Below are 23,919 nucleotides of genomic sequence, written 5' to 3'. Positions count from 1 at the left end.
GCTCATGCTTTTACTCGTTCGATGTCAGCGCCGATGCCGCGCAGTTTGGCTTCCATGCAGTCGTAGCCACGGTCCAGGTGGTAGATGCGGTCCACCACGGTTTCGCCGTCGGCCACCAGGCCCGCGATGACGAGGCTGGCGGACGCGCGCAGGTCGGTGGCCATCACGGTGGCGCCGGACAGGCGAGGCACACCCTCGATCACTGCCACCTTGCCATCCACCTGGATTTTGGCGCCCAGCCGAACCAGCTCGTTGACGTGCATGAAACGGTTTTCAAAAATCGTCTCGGTCACCGTGGCCGTGCCCTGGGCAATGCAGTTGAGCGCCATGAACTGGGCCTGCATGTCGGTGGGGAAACCGGGGTACTCGGTGGTGCGAAAGCCCTGGGCCTTGAGCGTGGCGCCGCCCGCGCTTTGCACTCGGATGCCGCCGTCCACGGCCTGCACGGTGGCACCGGCCTCGCGCAGCTTTTCGATCACTGCGTCGAGGTGGTCGGCACGGCCATGGCGCAGCACCACATCACCGCCCGTGGCCGCCACGGCGCACAGGAAGGTGCCTGCTTCAATGCGGTCGGCCACCACGCGGTGGGTGCAGCCGTGCAGCTTCTCAACGCCCTGGATGCGGATGCGACTGGTGCCGTGGCCTTCGATCTTTGCGCCCATGGCGATCAGCATCTCGGCCAGATCCGAAATTTCAGGCTCTTGCGCGGCGTTTTCGAGCACCGTCTCGCCCTCGGCCAGCGCAGCGGCCATCATGAAATTTTCGGTGCCCGTCACAGTGACCATGTCGGTGGTGATGCGGGCGCCCTTCAGGCGCTTCCACCCTGCGGGCAGCTTGGCGATCATGTAGCCGTGCTCGACCACGATCTCGGCCCCCATGGCGGCCAGGCCCTTGATGTGCTGGTCCACCGGGCGCGAGCCAATGGCGCAGCCGCCGGGCAGCGACACCGTGGCCTCGCCAAAGCGCGCCAGCAGCGGGCCCAGCGCCAGCACGGAAGCGCGCATGGTCTTGACCAGTTCGTAGGGCGCCTCGGGTGTGCTCAGCGCGCTGGCGTTGATGCGCACCGTGCCGTCGTCAGCCCGCTCCGCCGCCACGCCCATGTTGCGGATCAGCTTGAGCATGGTGCTCACGTCCTGCAGCTGGGGCACGTTGAGCAGCGTCACGGGCTCTGCCGTGAGCAGGGCGGCGCACAACTCCGGCAAGGCGGCGTTCTTGGCGCCGGAGACCAGCACCTCGCCTTGCAAGCTGCGTCCGCCGCGAATCAGGAGTTTGTCCATCTCAAATCACCAAAATAGGGGTCAAAAGTGCCACTTGCGCTAGTGGAATATGCGCCAGAAGCTATCAAAACGTGAGTGCCAGTGGGTGTGCAGGCGCTATGGCGCCTGGGCGGCCCATTCGGCCGGGGTGAAGGTTTTCATCGACAGCGCATGCACCTCGTCGGTGTGCATTTTCGCGCCCAGCGTGGCATACACGCGCTGGTGGCGCTGGATGGCGCGCTTGCCCTCGAACTCGGCCGAGACAATGGTCGCGTACCAGTGGCGGCCGTCGCCTTCGAGCGTGATGTGTTCGCAGGCCAGGCCAGCGGTGATGAGGTCTTTGAGTTGGTCAGCGGTCATGGTGGGGCGCTCGGGATCAATGAGGACTGACGCAAATCGGGATGCAGCAACCGCCTCGCCCTGGAGGGGAGCGCTTGCCTGAACCTTGTTTCGCGTAAGTCATGTCAGTTACGGATTTTGTAGCCCGTGCGCAGCAGGTGCACGGCCAGCGCGCTCACGGCCAGCCAGGCGATGCCCACGATGCCCAGGCTGAGCCAGGGCGAGGTATCGCTCTGGCCGAAGAAGCCGTAGCGAAAGCCGTCGATCATGTAGAAGAACGGGTTGAGGTGGCTCACGGCCTGCCAGAACGGAGGCAGCGACTGGATCGAATAGAACACGCCCGACAGGAAGGTCATCGGCACGATGATGAAGTTCTGGAACGCGGCCATCTGGTCGAACTTGTCGGCCCAGAGCCCCGCAATTAACCCCAGCGTGGCGAGCAGCGCCGCGCCCAGCAAGGCAAACGCCAGAATCCACAGCGGCGCCGCAAACTCGGGCCGCGCAAACGCCAGCGTGACGATGAACACGCCCAGGCCCACTACCAGCCCGCGCACGATGGACGAGCCCACGTACGCGCAGAACCACGCCCAGTGCGATAGCGGCGTGAGCAGCACAAACACCAGGCTGCCCATGATCTTGCTCTGGATGATGCTGGACGAGCTGTTGGCGAACGCGTTCTGCAGCACGCTCATCATCACGAGACCTGGCACCAGGAAGGCCGTGTAGCTGATGCGGTCGTAGACCTTCACATGGTCTTCGAGCACATGGCCGAAGATCAACAGGTACAGCACGGCAGTGAGCACGGGAGCCGCGACGGTCTGGAAGCTGACCTTCCAGAAGCGCAACACCTCTTTGTAGAACAGCGTCTGCCAGCCGGTCATAGCGCAACGCCCTCCAGTGGGATGTTGGACGCCGATGTACCGGACATCACCTGCAGGAACACATCCTCCAGATCGGGTCGGCGAATCTCCATGTCCTGCACCTCGACCCCGGCCACGCGCAACGCAGCCAGGTGGTTTTCGATCTCTGCCGCGTCATGCGCGGGTAATTGCACGATGCGACCGGTGACCCGCGCCACGGCGGCCAGTGCGGGCGGCAGGGCCGTGTCGGTCTTGAACTGCAGCACGCTGCCCGAGGCGGCCTTGAGCAACTCGCTGGTGCGGTTGAGCGCCACCACCTGCCCCGCCTTGAGCATGGCGATGCGGCCGCACAGGGCCTCGGCTTCTTCGAGGTAGTGGGTGGTGAGCAGCACGGTGTGCCCCTCTTTGTTCAGGCGGGCGATGAAGTGCCACAGCGTCTGGCGCAGTTCCACATCGACACCGGCCGTGGGCTCATCCAGAACGATGATGGGCGGCTTGTGCACCAGGGCTTGTGCCACCAGCACACGGCGCTTCATGCCGCCCGACAGCTGGCGCATGTTGGCGTTGGCCTTGTCGGCCAGGCCCAGGTTTTCGAGCAACTCGTCGATCCAGGCGTCGTTGTTCTTAACGCCGAAGTAGCCCGACTGGATGCGCAGCGCCTCGCGCACGTTGAAAAATGGGTCGAACACCAGTTCTTGCGGCACGATGCCCAGCTTGCGGCGGGCATCGGCGTACTGGGCCTGCACATCGCTGCCCTGCACCAGCACGCGGCCGCTGGTGGCACGCGCCAGGCCTGCGAGGATGCTGATCAGGGTGGTTTTGCCGGCACCGTTGGGGCCGAGGAGCCCGAAGAACTCGCCCTCCTCAATGTCTAGGTTGACCTGGTTCAGTGCCTGAAAAGGGCCTTTGGGCGTGGCAAAGGTCTTGGAGATGGCTTGGAAGGAGACTGCGGGCATGAAGCCTTCGATTTTAAGGCCTCAGCCCTCTGCAGGCGGGGCGGCCGCTTCAATGGCCCCTGGCGGGCGCTGTGGGCCCTCAGTTTCATGGCTTGGGTGGGCAAAGCCACCCGGGACCCTGAAAATTATTTCGTATCAAGGTGCGGCGACCAGCAGCGCATCCACCCCATACAACCCAGCCATGCCCGCCAGACCAGCGGGCATGCCTTGCACGGCAAACTGCTTGCCCTCGGACAAGACTTCGCGCCGGCATTCGAGCAGCACGGCGAGGGCCGAGGTATCGAACACCGTCAGCGCATGGGCGTCCACCACCACCGCGCTGTCGCGGTGCACCCGCAGGCCCTGCTTGAGCATGTGCAGGCAGGCGGTAGCTTGGCGGTGGGTGAGTTCGGGAGGCAGCACCAGCATGGCGAGGCGGCCGTCAGCCTTTGGCAGTGCCCGCATTGGTCTTATTGCGGGCGGCCAGTGTGTCGATCAGGCCTTCAATGCCCTTGGCATTGATCTCCTGCGCGAACTGGCCCCGGTAGGTTTCCACCAGCCAGACACCCAGCACATTCAGGTTGTAGATCTTCCAGCCTGCGCCATCACCAGGAGTCTTTTCGAGGCGGTAGTCGAGCTGGATGGGGTCGCCCCGGCCCACGATTTCGGTGCGCACCAGCACGTCCTTGTCTTCGGCCGCCGCGCGCAGGGGCTTGACCTGGATGCTCTGGTCATTGACCTGGGCCAGCGCGCCGGCATAGGTGCGCACCAGCAGGATCTTAAACTCGTCCTGCAGGCGTTTTTGCTGCTCGGGCGTGGCCTGGCGCCAGCCGGGGCCGACGGCTGCGGCCGTCATGCGGCGGAAGTTGACGTTGGGCATCACCGTTTTATCGACCAGGGCGATCACCTTGCTCAGGTCCCCGGCCTGGATGGCCTTGTCGGACTTCACCGTGTTGAGCACATCGGCGGATAGCCGCTTGATCAGCGCATCGGGCGCCTCGTCGGCCGCGAGGGCAGACAATGGCAGGCTGAGCACGGCACTGGCTGCAATGCAAAGGGCGGCACGGCCCAGGGAACGTCGGTTCATCATCTTCTCGGCTTTCATCGGTGCGGGCTTGTGCCCGTCAAATCATTGTGGAGGTGCAGGCCCACTGGCATGCGTCGCAGCGGTTGCGGATTGCAAGCAAGTGCAACAGGGCCAGACCCAGGGCTGCGCATCGGTGCATGTGCCCCGCCCGGCATGCCATCAGCGCGCAGGAGGTTCCTCGGGCAGCACGCCATTGCTGGCGCCGCCGTCGTCCTTGCCGTCTGCATTCGGCGCCTCACCGGCGTGGCTGCGCACCTGCAGGTACACGTCACGCGTAAAGCTGTACTTGTCCAGGGCCGCACTGTCGAGCACAGAGCCCGCGCGCAGCAGGTTGGAGCGCACCTCGACGGCGCGCAGCGCATACAGCGAGTTGCGGGCCGAGACCGGGTCCACATAGCTCACCACGTTGCCCTTCATGTCCACCGGCAGCGCGAATGTGTCGCGCACGGTGGAAGGCCCCAGGATGGGCAGCACCAGATAGGGGCCAGTACCCACGCCCCAGCGCCCTAGGGTCAGGCCGAAGTCCTGCTTGTAGCGGTCGATGCCCAGCTCGCTGGCGATGTCCAGCAGCCCGCCCAGGCCCATGAACGTGTTCACATTGACCCGCATGAAGCTGGACGCAGCGGCTTCACCGCGCAGCTGCAGCACGTTGTTCACAAACGACCAGACGTCGCCCAGGTTCCCGAAGAAATTGCTGACCCCCGTGCGTACCGGTGCGGGCGTGACCTCCTTGTAGGCCGTCGCCACGGGCTTGAGCACCATGGCATCGACCTGTTCATTGAAGTTGGTCATGCTGCGGTTGTAAGACTCCAGCGGATCGCGGGGATCGGGGTTGGCCACCGTGGCGCACCCGGTGAGCAGCACAGCCCCCAGCAACAAGGCCAGGCTGGCTGCCAGGCGGGACATCGACAACCTGCCGCCATCAATGCGGGCGCGGAGTGTATGGAGTGAATGCATCATTTTTTCCCACCTGTCCCTGCAGGTTTTGCGCCGTCTTCGGCTTTGCTGTAAAGAAATTGTCCGATAAGGTTCTCAAGCACCACCGCCGACTGGGTGGACGTGATCGTGTCGCCCGCCGCCAGATTTTTTTCGTCGGCACCTGCCTCGATCCCGATGTACTGCTCACCCAGCAGGCCGCTGGTCAGGATCTTGAGAGAGCTGTCCTTGGGAAAGGCATAGCGGTCTTCCATGGCCAGCGTGACCCGCGCCTGGAAGGTCTTGTCGTCAAAGGTGATGGACTCCACACGCCCCACCACCACACCCGCGCTGCGCACCGCCGCCTGGGGCTTGAGACCGCCGATGTTGTCGAACTTGGCAGTGACACGGTAGCCCGAGTGGAATTGAAGGCTCAGCAGGTTGGCCGACTGCAGCGCCAGAAACACCAGTGCCACCGCGCCCAGCATCACAAAGAGCCCTACCCACAGATCGTTTTTGGAGCGTTGCATATGTTTGATTCCTAGAACTGCCAGCACCGCCAGCGTCAGATACTGAACATCAGTGCGGTGAGCACGAAGTCCAGTGCCAGCACCGCCAAAGACGCCATGACCACGGTGCGCGTGGTGGCGCGCGACACACCCTCAGGGGTGGGTTTGGCTGCATAGCCCTGCAGCAGCGCCACAAAAGTTACCGTGAAGCCAAAGACCACACTCTTGAGCACGCCGTTGCCCAGGTCTTTCCAGACATCCACCCCGCCCTGCATCTGGCTCCAGAACGCCCCGGGGTCAATGCCGATCATGAGCACCCCGACGATCCAGCCGCCGATGATGCCCACCGCACTGAACACCGCGGCCAGCAGCGGCATGGTGATCACCCCTGCCCAGAAGCGAGGCGCCAGAATGCGCTGCACCGGGTCCACCGCCATCATCTCCATGGCGCTGAGCTGCTCCCCTGCGCGCATGAGGCCAATTTCTGCTGTGAGCGACGTGCCTGCGCGACCCGCAAACAGCAGCGCCGTGACCACGGGGCCCAGCTCGCGCACAAGACTCAATGCCACCAGCAGGCCCAAGGCCTCTGACGAGCCATAGCGCTGCAGCGTGTAGTAGCCCTGCAAGCCCAGCACAAACCCAACGAACAGGCCCGACACGGCAATGATGGCCAGCGAATAGTTGCCCAGAAAATGCACCTGGTCGCGCACCAGCGAGGGCCGCATCAAGGTCGCACCCAGGAGCCGCACCAGCCGCCCAAACAACCGCGCGCCCATGCCGATGTCAGCCAGCTTGTGGCGCACAGCAAAACCGACGTCGGAGGGCTTGTACCAACTCACAGCGCACGTCCTCCTGCAGGTCCGAAATCCTCGGCAACGGCCGGGCCGGGGTAATGGAACGGCACCGGGCCAGTCGGCAGAGCGTTGACAAACTGATGCACCAGCGGGTCACGGCTGGCGAGGACCTCCTCAGGCGTGCCCTGCGCCGCCACAACGCCTTCGCCCAGGATGATCACATGGTCCGCCAGGCGGAAAGTCTCCTCCAGGTCATGCGACACCACGATGCTGGTGAGGCCCATGGCGTCGTTGAGCTGACGGATCAACTGCGCAGCCGTGCCCAACGAGATGGGGTCCAGGCCCGCAAAGGGTTCGTCGTACATGACCAGTTCCGGGTCCAGCACGATCGCTCGGGCCAGCGCCACGCGGCGCGCCATGCCACCCGATATCTGGCTGGGCATCAGGTCGCGTGCACCACGCAGGCCCACCGCATGCAGCTTCATCAGCACCACATCGCGGATCAGTTCCTCGGACAAATCGGTGTGCTCACGCAGCGGAAAGGCCACGTTCTCAAACACGCTGAGGTCGGTGAACAGCGCACCGAACTGGAACAACATGCCCATGCGCCGGCGCGCAGCATACAAAGCCTGTACGTCCATGCGCCCTACGTCCTGACCGTTAACCAACACCTGGCCACTCTGGGCCCTGTGCTGCCCCCCAAGCAGGCGCAGCACCGTCGTCTTGCCCCCGCCCGATGCGCCCATCAGCGCCGTGACCTTGCCGCGCGGCACCGCCAGGGTCACGTCGCGCAGGATCACGCGGTCACCGTACGAAAACGTGACGTTGCGCAACTCGGCAAGAAATGTGGACTCGGCCATGCAAGAAATGGATGTCTGATCTGAGGCCTGCCAAAACAGCATCCGCCCCCGGAAAATGGAGCGCAGATGGTAGCCGAAGACACAAACATACATTCATGCATGTTTGTAAAGAAAAAGCACAACCGCCAGCGATCCCGACCGAGCGAGACCGAGGCAAGCCCGGATTGACAGAACCCCTGATTGTGCCAACAAAGCGTCCAGAAGGCTGACGCCCGGCCATTGCCCCACCGTCAAAGGCCCCGTCAACACAAACGGCGCCCGAAGGCGCCGTTGCTTGGAGGGTGCGAAAAACCGCAGGATCAGCGGGGCAGGTCCGAATATCCCATCAGGAACTCGTCCACCGCACGCGCGGCCTGGCGGCCTTCACGGATGGCCCAAACCACCAGTGACTGACCCCGGCGGATATCGCCCGCCGCAAACACCTTGGGCACGTTGGTGGCATAACCGCCGTCAAAGTCCGTGGTGGCGCGGGCATTGCCTCGTGCATCCTTCTCGACGCCGAAAGCCTCCAGCACCGGCGCGACCGGACTCACAAAACCCATGGCCAGCAACACCAGATCGGCTTGGTAGTGTTTTTCGGTGCCAGGAATCTCGACCAGCTTGCCGTCCTTGAACTCGACCTGCACCGTAGTCAGGCTCTTGACCTTGCCCTTTTCGCCCGTGAACTCCTTGGTGGAGATCGCGAACTCGCGCACGCAACCTTCTTCATGGCTGGAGCTGGTGCGCAGCTTGAGTGGCCAGTAAGGCCACGTCAGGGGGCGGTTTTCCACTTCAGGGGGCTGGGGCATCACCTCGAACTGGGTGACGCTGGCTGCACCATGGCGATTGCTGGTACCCACGCAGTCGCTGCCGGTGTCGCCGCCGCCGATCACAATCACATGCTTGCCCGTCGCCATGATCTGGCCCTTGAGCTTGTCGCCCGCGTTGACCTTGTTCTGCTGGGGCAGGAATTCCATGGCGAAGTGAATGCCGTCGAGCTCACGGCCTGGCACAGGCAGGTCGCGCGACTGCTCAGCGCCACCGGTGAGCAGCACGGCGTCAAACTCCTTGTTCAGCTGTTCGGGCGTGACGGTTTCCTTGGCCCAGTTGGTGACCTTGGAATCCTTGCCCAGGCCGTCCTTCGCGGCGCCCACGAATACGCCGGTGCGAATCACCACACCTTCGGCTTCGAGCTGCTTCACGCGGCGGTCGATGTGCGACTTCTCCATCTTGAAGTCGGGGATGCCGTAGCGCAGCAGGCCGCCCACACGGTCGTTTTTCTCAAACAGCGTGACGCTGTGGCCAGCGCGGGCCAGTTGCTGCGCAGCCGCCAGACCTGCGGGGCCGGAGCCCACCACAGCCACCTTCTTGCCCGTCTGGTGCTTGGCGGGGCGCGGCTGCACCCAGCCTTCGGCCCAGGCACGGTCGATGATCGCGTGCTCAATGCTCTTGATGCCCACAGCGTCGTCGTTCACGTTGAGCACACAGGCAGCCTCGCAAGGCGCGGGGCAGATGCGGCCGGTGAACTCAGGGAAGTTGTTGGTGCTGTGCAGCACCTCGATCGCGCTCTTCCAGTCCGCGTGGTACACGAGGTCGTTGAAGTCGGGAATGATGTTGTTCACCGGGCAGCCGTTGTTGCAAAACGGTGTGCCGCAGTCCATGCAGCGCGCGCCTTGCACCTTGGCCTGGCTCTCATCGAGCCCGACGACAAATTCCTTGTAATGCTTCAGGCGCTCGGGCACGGGCTTGTAGCCCTCTTCGATGCGCTCGTATTCCATGAAGCCAGTAGTTTTTCCCATGACGATGTCCTTGTCTATGAATGCTGTGCGAAGGGGGTGGCGACGCCTTACTTGGCGGGGGCCACTTCTTTTTTGGTAGCAGCTACCGCTGGTGTAGCGGACTCCTCTAGCACTTTTCGTTCATAAATTTCAGCCAACGCACGCTTGTACTCGGTCGGGAAGACCTTGACGAACTTGCTGCGCGATGCGGCCCAGTTGTCCAGCAGCTCGCGCGCGCGCTTGCTGCCCGTCCAGCGGTTGTGGTCTTCCAGCAGCTTCTTGAGCTGGGCCTCGTCCGTCTGGCCGTTGTGCCAGATCGAGCGGGGGACCGTAGCTTCCTGCTCGGTGGCGGGCAGGATGCGCTCCAGCGTCACCATCGACAGGTTGCAGCGTGTGTCGAACTGTCCGTCTTCGTCGTACACATACGCTACTCCGCCGCTCATGCCTGCTGCAAAGTTGCGGCCGGTCTTGCCGAGCACCACCACCGTACCGCCAGTCATGTACTCGCAGCCATGGTCGCCCGTACCTTCGACGACGGCCGTGGCACCCGACAGACGCACCGCAAAGCGTTCACCAGCCACGCCACTGAAGAAGGCCTCACCGGTGGTAGCGCCGTACATCACGGTGTTACCCACAATGGTGTTGCGCACCGCCTCGCCCCGGAAGTCGATGCTGGGGCGCACGATGACACGGCCACCCGACAGGCCCTTGCCCGTGTAGTCGTTGGCGTCGCCGATCAGGTACAGCGTGATACCGCGGGTGAGGAACGCGCCGAACGACTGGCCGCCAGTGCCTTCCAGCTGGATGCGGATGGTGTCGTCAGGCAATCCTTCGGGGTGCACACGGGTGACCGCGCCGGACAGCATCGCACCGACCGAACGGTTCACGTTGCGCGCCACCTCGATGAACTGCACGCGCTCACCCTTTTCGATGGCAGGCTTGCTGCGCTCGATGAGCTTGCGGTCCAGTGTGTGCTCGATGTTGTGATCCTGCACGTCCACGTGGAAGCGGGGCACATCGGCGGGCACGTTCGGCTGGGCAAACAGGCGGCTGAAGTCCAGGCCGCGTGCCTTCCAGTGTTCCAGGCCCTGGCGCATGTCGAGCAGGTCGGTGCGGCCGATCAGGTCGTCAAACTTGCGGATGCCCAGCTGGGCCATGATCTGGCGCACTTCTTCCGCGATGAAGAAGAAGTAGTTCACCACGTGCTCAGGCTTGCCCGAGAACTTCTTGCGCAGCTCGGGGTCTTGCGTGGCCACGCCCACGGGGCAGGTGTTCAGGTGGCACTTGCGCATCATGATGCAGCCCTCGACCACCAGCGGAGCGGTGGCGAAGCCGAATTCGTCCGCGCCCAGCAGCGCGCCGATGGCGACGTCGCGGCCGGTCTTCATCTGGCCGTCGGCCTGCACACGGATGCGGCCGCGCAGGCGGTTCAGCACCAGCGTCTGCTGGGTTTCGGCCAGGCCGATTTCCCACGGACCGCCCGCGTGCTTGATGGACGACCAGGGCGAAGCGCCCGTGCCGCCGTCATGCCCTGCGATCACCACGTGGTCGCTCTTGCACTTGGCCACGCCTGCGGCGATGGTGCCCACGCCCACTTCGGAGACCAGCTTGACGCTGATGCCTGCGTGCGGTGCGACGTTCTTCAGATCGTGGATCAGCTGGGCCAAGTCCTCGATGGAGTAGATGTCATGGTGCGGCGGTGGCGAAATCAGGCCCACACCCGGCACGCTGTGGCGCAGCTTGCCGATGTAGTTGGACACCTTGCCGCCAGGCAGTTGACCGCCCTCGCCGGGCTTGGCCCCCTGGGCCATCTTGATCTGGATCTGATCGGCGGACGACAGGTACTCCGCCGTCACGCCGAAGCGGCCCGACGCCACCTGCTTGATACGGCTGCGCAGCGAATCGCCGTCCTGCAGGGGCAGATCGACCTCGACGTTCTCGGCGCCGATCACGCTCTTCAGGGTGTCGCCCTTCTTGATCGGGATGCCCTTGAGTTCGTTGCGGTAGCGTGCCGCGTCCTCGCCACCTTCACCGGTGTTGCTCTTGCCGCCGATGCGGTTCATGGCCACGGCCAGTGTGGCGTGCGCCTCGGTGGAGATGGAGCCCAGCGACATGGCGCCCGTGGCGAAGCGCTTGACGATTTCCTTGGCAGGTTCGACCTCATCAATCGAGATCGCCTTGGACGGATCGATCTTGAACTCGAACAGACCGCGCAGCGTCATATGGCGCTTGCTCTGGTCGTTGATGATCTGTGCGTATTCCTTGTACGTGTTCCAGTTGTTGGCGCGCGTGCTGTGTTGAAGCTTGGCAATCGCGTCAGGTGTCCACATGTGGTCTTCACCACGGGCGCGCCAGGCGTACTCGCCACCGGCGTCCAGCATGGTTTCGAGCACGGGGTCGTCGCCAAACGCGGCCTTGTGCATCCGGATGGCTTCTTCGGCGATCTCGAACACGCCGATACCTTCCACACGGCTGGCGGTGCCGGTGAAGTACTTGCCCACGGTTTCCGTGTTCAGGCCGATGGCCTCGAACAGCTGGGCGCCGCAGTAGCTCATGTAGGTGCTCACGCCCATCTTGGACATGATCTTGGACAGGCCCTTGCCGATGGCCTTGACGTAGTTGTAGATGGCCTTGTCGGCCGACAGGTCGCCGCCCAGGTCCTTGTGCATTTCGGCCAGGGTTTCCATGGCCAGGTACGGGTGCACAGCCTCGGCGCCGTAGCCAGCCAGCACGGCGAAGTGGTGCACCTCGCGCGCGGTACCCGTTTCGACCACCAGGCCGGCCGTGGTGCGCAGGCCTGCGCCCACCAGGTGCTGATGGATGGCCGACAGCGCCAGCAGCGCGGGGATGGCCACCTGCGTGGCGCTCACGGCACGGTCGCTGATGATGAGAATGTTGGCACCGCCCTTGATGGCATCCACGGCCTGCGCGCACAGCGAGGCCAGCTTGGCTTCCACGCCCTCACGGCCCCAGCTCAACGGGTAGGTGATGTCGATGGTCGCGCTCTTGAACTTGCCTTGCGTGTACTTCTCTATGTCGCGCAGCTTGGCCATGTCGGCAAAGTCGAGCACGGGCTGGCTCACTTCGAGCCGCATCGGTGGGTTGACCTGGTTGATGTCCAGCAGGTTGGGCTTGGGGCCGATGAAGCTGTTCAGCGACATCACGATGGCCTCGCGAATCGGGTCGATCGGCGGGTTGGTCACCTGGGCGAACAGCTGCTTGAAGTAGTTGTACAGCGGCTTGTTCTTGCCCGACAGCACGGCCAGCGGGCTGTCGTTGCCCATGGAGCCGATGCCTTCTTCGCCGTTTTTGGCCATGGGCGCCATCAGGAACTTGATGTCTTCCTGGGTGTAGCCAAAGGCCTGCTGGCGATCCAGCAACGGCAGGCTGGCAGCTGCAGGGACCGCGGCGGCTTCGCCCGTCTCGATGCTGTCCAGCTTGATCCGCAGGTTTTCGATCCACTGCTTGTAGGGCTTGGTGTTGACGATGTTGGCTTTCAGCTCGTCGTCGTCGATCATGCGGCCTTGTTCCAGGTCGATCAGGAACATCTTGCCGGGCTGCAGGCGCCACTTGCGCACGATCTTGTTCTCGGGCACAGGCAGCACGCCCGACTCAGAGCCCATGATGACCAGATCGTCGTCGGTGATGCAGTAGCGCGAGGGGCGCAGGCCGTTGCGGTCCAGCGTGGCGCCGATCTGGCGGCCATCGGTGAACACGATGGAGGCCGGGCCGTCCCAGGGCTCCAGCATGGCGGCGTGGTATTCATAGAAGGCGCGGCGGCGCTCGTCCATGGTGGTGTGCTGCTCCCAGGGCTCTGGGATCATCATCATCACGGCCTGGCTGATGGGGTAGCCGGCCATGGTCAGCAGTTCGAGGCAGTTGTCGAACGTAGCCGTATCGGACTGGTCGGCAAAGCTGATGGGGTAGAGCTTTTGCAGGTCAGCAGCCAGCACGGGCGATGCCATCACGCCTTCGCGGGCCTTCATCCAGTTGTAGTTGCCCTTGACGGTGTTGATTTCACCGTTGTGCGCCACATAGCGGTACGGGTGGGCCAGCGGCCACTCGGGGAAGGTGTTGGTGGAGAAGCGCTGGTGCACCAGGCCGATGGCCGAGACGCAGCGCTCGTCGGACAGGTCCTTGTAGTACACGCCCACCTGGTCGGCCAGCAGCAGGCCCTTGTAGACCACGGTGCGGCTGGACATGGACGGAACGTAGTATTCCTTGCTGTGCTTGAGCTTGAGCGCCTGGATGTTGGCGCTGGCCGTCTTGCGGATCACGTACAGCTTGCGCTCCAGCGCGTCCTGCACGATCACGTCATTGCCACGGCCGATGAACACCTGGCGCAGGATGGGCTCCTTCTTGCGCACGGTGGGGGACATGGGCATGTCCACATTCACCGGCACATCGCGCCAGCCCAGCAGCACCTGGCCTTCGGCCTTGATGGCGCGCTCCATCTCCTGCTCGCAAGCCAGACGCGAGGCATGCTCCTTGGGCAGGAAGATCATGCCCACACCGTATTCGCCAGCCGCTGGCAAGGTCACGCCTTGCTTGGCCATCTCTTCGCGGTACAGCGCGTCAGGGATCTGGATCAGGATGCCGGCGCCGTCGCCCATCAGCGGGTCGGCACCCACCGCACCACGGTGGTCGATGTTTTCCAGAATCTTCAGGGCCTGCGTCACGATATCGTGGCGCTTGATGCCCTTGATGTGGGCCACAAACCCGAGGCCGCAGGCGTCGTGTTCGTTACCCGATGAATACAAACCGTGTTGTTGCAGATGCTGGATCTCGGCAGCCGTGGTCATGGCGCACTCCTATATTTTTCGCAGGGGAGCCGAGGTTAGTGCATTGCAGCATATTTTGGCAAGCAATTTAATTGGGGTCAGATTCCTATTAAGCAAACCAGAACTCACACAAGCATATTATTGGGGACATATTAAAATCAATAGCAATGAGGCCAATGATTTCAAGCGCCCTCGTCGGTTTTTGCATGACTTTTTGCCATTCGAGGCCTGCCAGGCATTCCCCGAGTCACGCGGCGCGGGGTCTGCTGTTGCAGGCCCGCAAGAAACTCGGTGTCGCCCAAAGCCCACCCGCTGAGTGCCGAGTCGGTCAACGCCGTTTGCACCGACGCCCCCAAGCCCGCCTGCACCAGTGCGGCATAGGCGGCCTCGCGCGCAAACGGGGTGTTGCCCAAAGCCCAATACAGCGCATGGGGCGTCAACCACCGGTCGTTACGCAAGCCCAACCAGTGTGCGTGGCTGGACCAGGCGTAGTCAGCGGGCTGCTGCACCAATTCGGCCCGTACAGGGTTGAGGTCCAGGTACACCATGCACGCCAGCAAATACCGTTCCGGCTGCAATACCGTGGAACGGTAGCGCCCCTCCCACAAAGTACCAGTGCGGGCATGCCGGCGGTTGAAGTACTGCACATACCGGCGCCCCACCGCCTGCATCATCTGGGGCAGTCCGTCTTGTGAGGCTGGCGTAACCAGCAGGTGAAAGTGGTTGTCCATCAGCACATAGGCATGGACGGCCACGGCATATTTCTGCGCGTTGTCCATCAACAGCGCCAGCAGCGCGTCGAAATCTTCCACTCCGCGGAAGATCGGCTGGCGGTTGTTACCCCGCAGGATGACGTGGTGCAAATGACCCGGCAGGGTCAGGCGTGGCAAACGGGCCATGGGTCTTGATCAGGAATAGGGGAGTTACGATCATAGACCTGTCCCCTATTTCTCGTCGATGCAAGCTGGCAACGCCCATCATCCGCCACGAAGATAGCGAGGCGCGTGCTTGATTCTGGCCTGCCCTTGCGCGCCTTTTGGGCACGCGTCAATGCGTAGCCAAGTTCTCCACTGGGTCTACCACCACACCGATGCCAAACCGCGCCCCCATGACATGTTCCAGGCCAAATTCGCCGAGAAGCGCCCGCAACCGCTCGGCCGCGCTGCGTTTTTTCTGTCCGGTGTAGCGCGCGATGATGAGTTCATTCTTCATGCTGTGCTCCCATCCCACCAGCTCGGTCACAGTGACCTGGTAGCCATTGGCCTCCAGGTACAGGCAGCGCAGCACATTGGTCACCTGGCTGCCGAGTTCGCGGGTGTGCAAGGGGTGACGCCACAGTTCCGCCAGGGGCGTTCGCGCCAACTGCAAGGCCTTGCCTTGGCGCAGGCAGGCTGCCATCTCCGCTTGGCAACAGGGCACCAGAACCATGGCCCGGGCCTTTTTTTGCAGCCCGAAGGCAATCGCGTCGTCAGTGGCGGTGTCGCAAGCATGCAAGGCGGTGACCACATCGATCTGGTCGGGCAACTCACGGGCATCCGCAGACTCGGCCACGGATAGATTGAGAAACGACATCCGCTCAAAATGAAGCCGCTGCGCGAGCGCCCGCGACTTCTCTACCAGTTCCGCCCGGGTCTCCACCCCGTAGATATGCCCGTGGCCCAGCGCCTTGAAATACAGGTCGTACAGGATGAAACCCAGATAGGACTTGCCCGCGCCGTGGTCCGCCAACGTGGGCCCACCGCCTTGGGCGGACAGCTCCGTGAGCAGGGGCTCGATGAAGTTGAACAGGTGGTACACCTGCTTGAGCTTGCGGCGTGAGCCCTGATTGAGACGGCCATCCCGGGTGAGGATGTGCAGCTCCTTGAGCAGCTCTACCGATTGGCCAGGGCGCAGTTCCTGCAGCTCAGCACTCTCGTTCTTGGATTTGCCCGCATCGCGAATTCGCTTGTCGGTCGTCACTGCAGATGGGTTCTTTTTGTTCATAAACCGGGGCCTTGTGCTGGCGGATTGTCATCGCTGGCGGCAGTGGCGGTTATGTTCGCACCGCCTTTGTCATGGGGGCCCACGTCCAGCGCCAGCCAACCGGCCATGCCCATCTCTTCAAGTACTTCCATGTTGCGCTCGAAGATGGTTTCCGCCTCGGGAAAGACCGACACCGCCCGATCGATGCTGGCCTCGCGCAACAAATGCAGCGTGGGGTATGGAGCGCGATTGGTGCAATTGGTCACGTCGTCCGCATCGGTGCCGGCGAACTGAAACTGCGGGTGAAAGCTTGCGACCTGCAGCGTGCCCTCCAACCCGAGAACGTGCACCACGTCCTCCACGTCACCAAGAAAGTCATTGAAATCCAGGAAATCCTGCATGCAATGCGGCATCACCAGCAAGGTGGTGTCCCTGACTTCTGCGGGTGTGTTTGCGAGCGCCTGAAGTTCTTCGCGCAACACCTCCAGCACATCCTCCCCGGTCGTGGCCAAGCTCACCACGTAGTGAATTTGCCCTTTGACATGCACCGACTTGGCAAATGGACAGAGATTCAATCCAATGACGGCTCGCTCCAACCACCGGACAGTGTCCTGGACGTAGGTATCAGTGGATACAAAATGGGGGAGCGCCTTAGCGGCATTGGTGGAGGAAGATGTCATGGGTGCGCGCAGAAGCGCAGGGATAGAGGTGGGATTTTATCGGCGTGAGTTGTTGGCAGATCTAGCGATCGCGGCGGTCCAATCTGGAAGCCTCATGGACTCCTCAGTGCACGCTCACATCGGCGGGAGGGCAGCGGAGGAAAAGAATAGATACGCAAGCCCACACAGCAAATACGCTTCAGGCGGCCACATCTAACGGAGCCTGAAGTCGCGCGACACCAGCGACGCCCCCCCAAAAAAAAAACAACGCATCTCGCTCCACCTCGGAACCGGGCGCTATTCCTGCAGGAGTCGGCGCCCTGTCAGGCGCTCATGCTCCCGCACCGCAAAGCGGTCCGTCATCCCGGCAATGAAGTCGGCCACCGCCCGCGCTCGCCCATAGCTATCGCCCTCCAGGGCTCGCGCGGTAAAGGCAGCTTTCATTTCGTGAGGCTGGGCCATATAGGCATCGAACAACTCACGCACGATTTCTTGGGCATGGCCCGTAGTCTCCATGACCCGGGGATGCCGGTACAGATGCTTGAAGAGGAACCGCTTGAGTATGGTAGAGCGCTCGCGCATCTCACCACTGAAGCTCACCAGAACTGGAAGCTTCCGTACCTCATCGGGATGGGCTGGTGCATGCTCGTGCAGCGCGGCTTTTGTGGTGTCAATGACGTCGTACACCTGCGCACTCAGCATCCGCCGTATCGCCTCATACAACAAGCGGCGCTGCATTGATGGCGTGGCGAGGCCGGGATGCTCCATCTGGGCTGCCGAACGGTACGCATCAAACAAGGGCACTTCTTGCAGCTGCGTCAGAGTAATCAACCCAGAGCGCACGCCGTCATCTATATCGTGTGCGTTGTAAGCAATCTCGTCGGCCAAATTGCACAACTGCGCCTCCAGACTCGGCCGCTCATTGTGCAGGAAGCGGGCACCAACACCATTGGGCTCCTCACTCTCCAACTGCAAAGCATGAGTGCGCGAGCAGTGTTTGAGAATCCCTTCTCGGGTCTCGAATGTGAGATTGAGTCCGTCATACAACGGGTATCGTTCTTCCAGCTTGTCCACCACTCGCAAGCTCTGCAAGTTGTGTTCAAAGCCTCCAAAGTCTGCCATGCAGCCATTCAAGGCGTCCTGCCCTGCATGCCCGAACGGGGTATGTCCCAAGTCGTGGGCTAACGAGATGGCCTCAACCAAGTCTTCGTTAATCTGTAGCGACCGTGCGATGGATCGCCCGAGTTGCGCGACTTCTAACGAATGAGTTAGCCGGGTCCGAAATAGATCCCCCTCGTGGTTGAGGAAGACTTGCGTCTTGTAGACAAGCCGTCGGAATGCCGTGGAATGGACAATTCGGTCGCGATCGCGCTGGTATTCAGTTCGGGTAGGCGCGACCAACTCCGAAAAGCGACGCCCGCGCGTTGCTGCAGCATCGGATGCGCAAGATAACAGGCTAGATTTTTGAATCATTCCTCCCTGCCAAGCCCCGAAAGAGTTTGGACCAGTACTGCCAAGGAAACCGAATTCTCAAGACTCGCGCTCATTCGCAACATGCGTCAATCACTTCGCGCACGAGAGCATCCGGAGCGGCTCGCAGTATCGCGCGACCGACCCCATCAATCAGCACATAGCGGATCTCTCCAGCGTCTGACTTCTTATCAATCCGCATCAACTCCAAATACCGGCCCGCGTTATCTGATGCACTAATAAGGGGTGCAACGGTTGGTAACCCCGCTCGTCGAATCAACGTCTTCAAGCGTGAAACAAAGCTGGCATCCACCAGTCCCAAACGCATAGAGAGTTCTGAGGCCATAACCATTCCCGCCGCCACGCCCTCCCCATGCAGCCAGACGCCATATCCCATTCCGGCTTCGATAGCATGGCCGAATGTATGTCCAAAGTTGAGGATGGCGCGCACACCGGATTCCTTTTCATCCTGGCTCACGATCCCTGCCTTAATCTCACAGCTACGCCGTACAACATGAGCCAGTGCATCCTTATCCTTTGCCAGCACAGCATCTATATTATTTTCCAACCAATTCAAAAAATTTGCATCAGCAATGGGACCATATTTAATTACCTCGGCCAAACCAGCGCTTAATTCACGAGATGGCAAGGTATCCAACACTTCCAGATCACAAAGCACTAATTGAGGCTGGTAAAAAGCCCCTATCATATTTTTACCCAACGGATGGTTTATAGCAGTTTTACCTCCTACAGACGAATCAACCTGTGCCAGCAAGGTCGTTGGAAGCTGCACAAAAGGTACTCCCCGCATATACGTAGCCGCCGCAAACCCAGTTAAATCACCGACAACCCCACCACCAAGAGCAAATAGAACCGTCTTTCGATCACACTCCCAAGTCAAGAGTGCTTCGAATATTTTGTTGAGCGAATCCCAATTTTTGAACAACTCTCCATCGGGGAGTTCGATCACATGAACTTCATCAAACACGCCTTTCAAAGAGTGCACAATTTTATTAAGATGTAATTTCGCAACAATTACATTCGTCACGATAACAGCCACTTTGAATGATATTTTTATATCCCCAAGAGCTCGAGCCAAATTCAATCCAGACCCAACAAAAATATCATAACCTTTATAAGGCAAATCTATTTTAATAGAATTCATTTTGAAAAATCAAAAGGATTTAAAAACAAAAAAAGGCCAATTATTGGCCTTTTTTGAGAGCATATCAGAATTTATGGACAAGCCACAGCGCCACCATCTTTAATGGTTAGCGTCACAGTTTGCTTGACAAGCTTGGAGTCAAAAATATCGATAGCAATTGTTTTGTCAGCAGTGACACAACGTGTCGTTAATGAAGAGGCTGGTACTACAGCAGTTAACGTGTTAGCAGTAATGGAGAGTGTGGTAAAAAATCCTTGATCAGCCGGACTGACCAGTGGAGTATAAGGTGCAGTACCACCTGCAATCAAATAGGTTAACGTAGTAGCTGTTGGACTTTTCTCATCTATCGTCTGATTTGAGGGCGACACCTGCAAAACATTGGAGTTAACGGTGACCGACACGACAACTGACTGCCCAGCAGCATCCGTGATCTTAATATCGGATGTACCCAGAGAAACCAAGCCGACCGATACCGAATTGCCAGAAATGCTTGCCGTAGCAACGGCAGTGTTAGTTGAACTCACAATGTACGGAGCCACGCCACCACTGATAACGACTGTGTTCGAGGTGCCTGCAGGCCCAGTGATTGTTGCAGGAGAAGTTGTCAATGTACTAACCTGCACGGTAACCACAACGCTCAGAGTAGCGCCAACTGCATCAGTGATCAAAACTGTAGCCGTTCCAGCCTTTGGCAAGCCTACGACTGTTACAGCCGAGCCTGAAATAGAAGCACTCACGACGCTTGCGTCGGAGCTATTCACCGAGTAAGGAGCAACCCCACCCCTCACGTTAAATTGCAGCGATTGGTTTGGACGCAATGTAATTGCCGTACCAGCACTGCTCACAAGTGGAACAGCTTTGGCAGTTACAGTAATTTTCACTTGTTGAACAGGCAAACTTTCATCATACACAGTCAGAGTCGACGTGCCGTCACTATTCCCCGAGATAAACAATATCCCATCTGTCGACAACGTGGCGCTCACCGAGGCGTCGGAGCTGATAACTCCATAAGGTCCCTTGCCTCCACGGACCTCAATACCGGTAGAGCCACTTGCCCCCACAGGAAGGCTAATAGTATCGACGGGAGGATAGACCCTCAGAGTGGCCGATGGCCCATTGGGCGTGCCACCGCCGCCGCCACCACCACATGCCACAAGTAGAGCGCTCGCTACGGCAACGAGCATGGATTTAAGAAAGTTTTTCATAATCAATCAAGAGGTTATTGCTTATTTTCTAGGCCCATTGTCAGAGATAACCTTGGGAGTGATAAACACCAACATTTCACGCTTGGTGGACTCTTTTGTTCGGCTCTTGAACAGATTTCCAACAACAGGAACATCACCCAACAACGGAATCTTGTTCTCTTGGTTAGTCTCCTCCATTTCGAAGATTCCACCAATTACCACAGTGCCGCCATTTTCAATTAAAATTTGGGTCTTTACATGCTTTGTGTCAATCGCCACACCTTGGGTCGTGGTCTCCCCTCGACTGTCCTTATTAACATCCAAATCCAATATTATATTTCCTTCTGGTGTAATTTGTGGAGTGACCTCTAGTTTAAGTACCGCTTTTTTGAACGCTAGAGTAGTGGCACCATTGGGCGCCGTGATGGCATAAGGATATTCCGTACCCTGCTCAATCAACGCTTTTGTTTGATCAGCAGTGATGATACGGGGGCTTGAAACAATACGCCCCTTACCATCCGCCTCCATAGCAGACAATTCCAATGTCAAGAACCTATTTGCCGCAGAATTAAAAATAGAAAGTGCAAAACTGCCAACACTTGCCACATTGGATAAGCTAGCAGGTAAATTCACAAAATTACCGCTCGTGTTTGTTACCCCACCAGCTCCGCTTGAAGCAACTGCATTGTTGTAGGAAGTACCAAATGCGACACGATTATCGCCGCCAAGCCCATATCCACCATCACCTCCTCGATTAGCTCGTAAATCTGTAGCTCCCAAGCGCACACCCAGCGAACGCCCGAAAGTGTCGCGAGCCTCAACGATCCTGGCTTCAATGAGAACTTGCCGCACAGCAACGTCTAAGCTCGCCAATAGAAGACGCACCTCTTCCAATTTATTGGGCGTGTCCGTAACAAACAACTGATTGGTTCTTGGCTCGGAGATGGCACTGCCTCGCTCCGATAAGAATCGAGTGCTCGTAACTCCTGCCGCACCATTACTGGTAGTGAGCTGCGTAAGAATATCAGCAGCCTTAGCATAGTTAAGTTGATAGGCCTGCGTCTTTAGGGGTTCAAGCTTTTGAATAGCTTGGGCAGCTTCAAAGTCCTTTTTCGTGCGTGTGTCAATTTCGTCTTTGGGCGCAATCCAGAGCACAGATCCAGTCTTTCGCATTCCAAGACCTTTAGCATCCATGATGATTTGCAGAGCTTGATCCCATGGGACATCTTTTAATCGCAGCGTCAGTGCACCGGTTACCGTATCAGAAGTCACAATATTAAAATTAGTGAAATCTGCAATGACCTGCAACAAAGATCTCACCTCAATGTTCTGGAAATTTAATGATAGTTTTTCACCAGAATATCCAGGGCCTTGCGTTAACTTGCTGAGATCAATTTTTTTCTGTCGAATTTCAACGACAAACTGGTTATCACTTTGATAAGCGCTGTGCTCCCAATCACCGCTGGACTCAATCAACATCCGCACGCGTTCCCCCGACTGCGTCGTAGTTACTGTCTGCACAGGAGTACCAAAATCAGTAACGTCAAGACGACGACGCAACCCCTCAGGAAGGGAGGACCGCATAAAATCCACAACGATACCTTTGGCCTGTTGTTGCAGATCCACCCCTACCTGACTATTATTCAGATTAACTATCACCCTCCCCGCTCCGTCGGAACCACGGCGAAAATCAATATCCCTAAGGGGCAATATATCGACATTTCTATTCTCAGAAAACGCAGGGCTTGGCGCCAATGTGGCCGCAGATACCGCTGCAGTGGATTCCAATGAAAGAAAAAGTGAATTCCCCTTCAATTCGGTTTTGTATGCCGCAGGCACTTTCAAATTCAAAACAACCCGCGACCGCTCAGCAGCCTGTACTATATTAATAGATCTCAGATTGCCAAGATTAACTTCGTACAGAGACTTACCGGAGGAATTGGTCACACCTTGGAGATCTAACGCTATTCGAGCAGGTGATTGCGTTGCGAACCCCGTGGGAGAGATTGCAACAGGTTCAGTAAAATCAATTTTTAATGTTTCGACACCAGCCTGAACGCTGGCGGATACTGCACTAATTGCCCCCTGCGCAGATGCCGCAAAAGATATAAAAATAGCTGAAATGCCAACAGCAGCGCTACGGCAATAAGTCAGAAATTTGCTACTATTTGGTTTCATTTTTTAACCTCTTGCAGATCAAGCGACGTTAAGCGCTCTACCCAGTCCCCAGTTGCATCCTGAGCTATTTCACGCAGCTGAACCGAGCTTTCCGTGATTTTAATAACTTTGCCGTAATTTTGCCCGATATAATTCCCAACTCTTATTTGATAAATCAGATTGTCAACTTTTACCAATGCGGTAGGCACGCCGGATTTATTCAAACTTCCGACCATTGCGATCGAATCTAGTGGAAAAGCCTCTAGAGACTCCTTTCGGCGAGTCATTTCTGGCGCAATCAAAGCAGCATTTGATGCCACTTGATTAGTGTCACGCTTTAGTGCTTGAGTTAACTTGATCTGATTGAACGGTTCTACAGCACCTTCTTGAGTGTAAGGCTCGGGAATGAATTTTTTGGGCTCAGTCAAAGGCTGAACGCTAGGCTTAGTTGTAGCTCTCTGTTCAGCCATCCACGATCTTAATTCATCTTCACCCGAAGGCGCACAACCAGTTAGTGCTAGTGACCAACCCACAAAAAACAAGCTAAGGTGAGCCTTTGTCATTTAGCCCCCCCAGCTTTTTTTTGCGCCTGAATCTCCTCCGGATCCAGATACCTGAACGTTCGGGCAGTTGCATCCATCATCAACATGTCACGAGACCCAGGGGTAATCGATATATTATTGAGCGTTACAATGCGAGACAGATGCGCCACATCCGATGCAAATGCTCCAATATCATGATATTTACCTGTGACTCTTATAGAAATTGGCAGCTCGGCGTAATAATCCCTTGCAACAACTTGACTTGGACGAAAAAGCTCAAACTGAAGACTACGCCCCAAACCAGACTGATTTATATCAGATAATAGTGCTGCCATTTCAGCTTTACTCGGAAGTTGTTTTTCTAGCTGGATCACGTACTGTTGAATCTGCTCTCTCTGCTTCTTTAGAGCATCTAGGCTCACAGCCTTCACAAGTTTCTTCTGGTAGTCCGTTCGCAACGCCACCTCTTTGTTGCGCTCCCCATCCAACTGGACTTCAAAATCTTGCAGAAAGGCGAACCAAGAGACAGCCGCAACGGCACCAGCAATTAAAATACAGAGAATACTTTTTGGTAAGAACGGCCAAGCCGACGGATCTCTACCATCCAGATTCTTAAACTGGCGCTGTATAGCGTCTAACCGCTCAGCTGTACTTATTGATTTTTCTTTTACATTTGCCTTCGCCATG

General features: G+C 58.9%; 21 protein-coding genes. All 21 read right to left on the bottom strand.

Features of this window, described 5'->3' with window-relative positions; all coding sequences use genetic code 11:
- Nucleotides 1-2: 2 nt before the first annotated feature.
- The gene (gene murA / locus C8C95_RS14335; protein ID WP_116749023.1) at nt 3-1,277 is read right to left on the bottom strand and encodes a UDP-N-acetylglucosamine 1-carboxyvinyltransferase; all 1,275 of its coding nucleotides are present in this window, start codon (nt 1,275-1,277) and stop codon (nt 3-5) included.
- A 96-nt stretch (nt 1,278-1,373) separates the two neighbouring features.
- Nucleotides 1,374-1,616 (bottom strand): BolA family protein, encoded by a 243-nt coding sequence (locus C8C95_RS14330; RefSeq protein ID WP_116749022.1) that lies wholly within the window; start codon nt 1,614-1,616, stop codon nt 1,374-1,376.
- Nucleotides 1,617-1,720: 104 nt separating this feature from the next.
- Entirely contained in the window at nt 1,721-2,476 is a 756-nt protein-coding gene (locus C8C95_RS14325; protein WP_056060224.1) for an ABC transporter permease, read from the bottom strand.
- Nucleotides 2,473-3,411 carry an ABC transporter ATP-binding protein gene (locus tag C8C95_RS14320; protein WP_015012675.1) on the bottom strand — a complete coding sequence of 313 codons (939 nt, stop codon included), beginning with the start codon at nt 3,409-3,411 and terminating at the stop codon, nt 2,473-2,475. The genes C8C95_RS14325 and C8C95_RS14320 overlap by 4 nt, the downstream gene beginning before the upstream one ends.
- 135 nt (nt 3,412-3,546) lie before the next feature.
- A complete protein-coding gene (locus tag C8C95_RS14315) occupies nt 3,547-3,819 on the bottom strand; it encodes an STAS domain-containing protein (protein ID WP_043566042.1) in 273 nt (90 codons plus the stop codon).
- Between the two features lie 13 nt (nt 3,820-3,832).
- Nucleotides 3,833-4,480, bottom strand: a complete 648-nt coding sequence (locus C8C95_RS14310; RefSeq protein WP_116750293.1) for an ABC transporter substrate-binding protein — start codon at nt 4,478-4,480, stop codon at nt 3,833-3,835.
- Nucleotides 4,481-4,636: 156 nt separating this feature from the next.
- Nucleotides 4,637-5,383 carry a VacJ family lipoprotein gene (locus C8C95_RS14305; protein ID WP_056747250.1) on the bottom strand — a complete coding sequence of 249 codons (747 nt, stop codon included), beginning with the start codon at nt 5,381-5,383 and terminating at the stop codon, nt 4,637-4,639.
- Between the two features lie 50 nt (nt 5,384-5,433).
- A complete protein-coding gene (gene mlaD, locus C8C95_RS14300) occupies nt 5,434-5,922 on the bottom strand; it encodes an outer membrane lipid asymmetry maintenance protein MlaD (RefSeq protein ID WP_056060215.1) in 489 nt (162 codons plus the stop codon).
- A gap of 35 nt (nt 5,923-5,957) precedes the next feature.
- Nucleotides 5,958-6,740 (bottom strand): lipid asymmetry maintenance ABC transporter permease subunit MlaE, encoded by a 783-nt coding sequence (mlaE, locus tag C8C95_RS14295; protein WP_099731118.1) that lies wholly within the window; start codon nt 6,738-6,740, stop codon nt 5,958-5,960.
- Nucleotides 6,737-7,555, bottom strand: coding sequence for an ABC transporter ATP-binding protein (locus tag C8C95_RS14290; protein WP_056060210.1), 819 nt, complete (start codon nt 7,553-7,555; stop codon nt 6,737-6,739). The genes mlaE and C8C95_RS14290 overlap by 4 nt, the downstream gene beginning before the upstream one ends.
- Nucleotides 7,556-7,854: 299 nt before the next feature.
- Entirely contained in the window at nt 7,855-9,333 is a 1,479-nt protein-coding gene (locus C8C95_RS14285; protein ID WP_056060207.1) for a glutamate synthase subunit beta, read from the bottom strand.
- Between the two features lie 47 nt (nt 9,334-9,380).
- Nucleotides 9,381-14,114, bottom strand: a complete 4,734-nt coding sequence (locus C8C95_RS14280) for a glutamate synthase-related protein (protein ID WP_116749021.1) — start codon at nt 14,112-14,114, stop codon at nt 9,381-9,383.
- 161 nt (nt 14,115-14,275) lie between these two features.
- Nucleotides 14,276-14,992 (bottom strand): transposase, encoded by a 717-nt coding sequence (locus C8C95_RS14275; RefSeq protein WP_116749020.1) that lies wholly within the window; start codon nt 14,990-14,992, stop codon nt 14,276-14,278.
- 148 nt (nt 14,993-15,140) lie between these two features.
- Nucleotides 15,141-16,076 carry an SAM-dependent methyltransferase gene (locus tag C8C95_RS14270; protein ID WP_116749019.1) on the bottom strand — a complete coding sequence of 312 codons (936 nt, stop codon included), beginning with the start codon at nt 16,074-16,076 and terminating at the stop codon, nt 15,141-15,143.
- On the bottom strand, nt 16,073-16,735 hold the full coding sequence (locus tag C8C95_RS14265; protein WP_116749018.1) for a DUF1415 domain-containing protein: 663 nt from the start codon (nt 16,733-16,735) through the stop codon (nt 16,073-16,075). The genes C8C95_RS14270 and C8C95_RS14265 overlap by 4 nt, the downstream gene beginning before the upstream one ends.
- A gap of 276 nt (nt 16,736-17,011) precedes the next feature.
- Complete coding sequence (locus C8C95_RS14260) at nt 17,012-18,187, bottom strand: deoxyguanosinetriphosphate triphosphohydrolase (RefSeq protein WP_116749017.1); 1,176 nt, start codon at nt 18,185-18,187, stop codon at nt 17,012-17,014.
- Nucleotides 18,188-18,257: 70 nt separating this feature from the next.
- Entirely contained in the window at nt 18,258-19,349 is a 1,092-nt protein-coding gene (aroB, locus tag C8C95_RS14255; RefSeq protein ID WP_116749016.1) for a 3-dehydroquinate synthase, read from the bottom strand.
- 71 nt (nt 19,350-19,420) lie between these two features.
- Nucleotides 19,421-20,554: a hypothetical protein gene (locus C8C95_RS23545; protein WP_133246237.1), complete on the bottom strand. Its 1,134-nt coding sequence runs from the start codon at nt 20,552-20,554 to the stop codon at nt 19,421-19,423.
- A gap of 21 nt (nt 20,555-20,575) precedes the next feature.
- Nucleotides 20,576-22,711, bottom strand: a complete 2,136-nt coding sequence (locus tag C8C95_RS14250; protein WP_116749015.1) for a type IV pilus secretin PilQ — start codon at nt 22,709-22,711, stop codon at nt 20,576-20,578.
- Nucleotides 22,708-23,253: a pilus assembly protein PilP gene (locus tag C8C95_RS14245; protein WP_116749014.1), complete on the bottom strand. Its 546-nt coding sequence runs from the start codon at nt 23,251-23,253 to the stop codon at nt 22,708-22,710. The genes C8C95_RS14250 and C8C95_RS14245 overlap by 4 nt, the downstream gene beginning before the upstream one ends.
- Entirely contained in the window at nt 23,250-23,918 is a 669-nt protein-coding gene (locus C8C95_RS14240) for a type 4a pilus biogenesis protein PilO (RefSeq protein WP_116749013.1), read from the bottom strand. Before C8C95_RS14240 ends, C8C95_RS14245 begins: the two co-directional genes overlap by 4 nt.
- Nucleotide 23,919: the final 1 nt, after the last annotated feature.

Origin of the sequence: Acidovorax sp. 99 (genome assembly GCF_003096455.1) — a bacterium.
GTDB lineage: Bacteria > Pseudomonadota > Gammaproteobacteria > Burkholderiales > Burkholderiaceae_C > Acidovorax > Acidovorax delafieldii.
The sequence above is the reverse complement of the archived record's forward strand: the minus strand, read 5'-3'. Positions and strand labels throughout refer to the sequence as shown.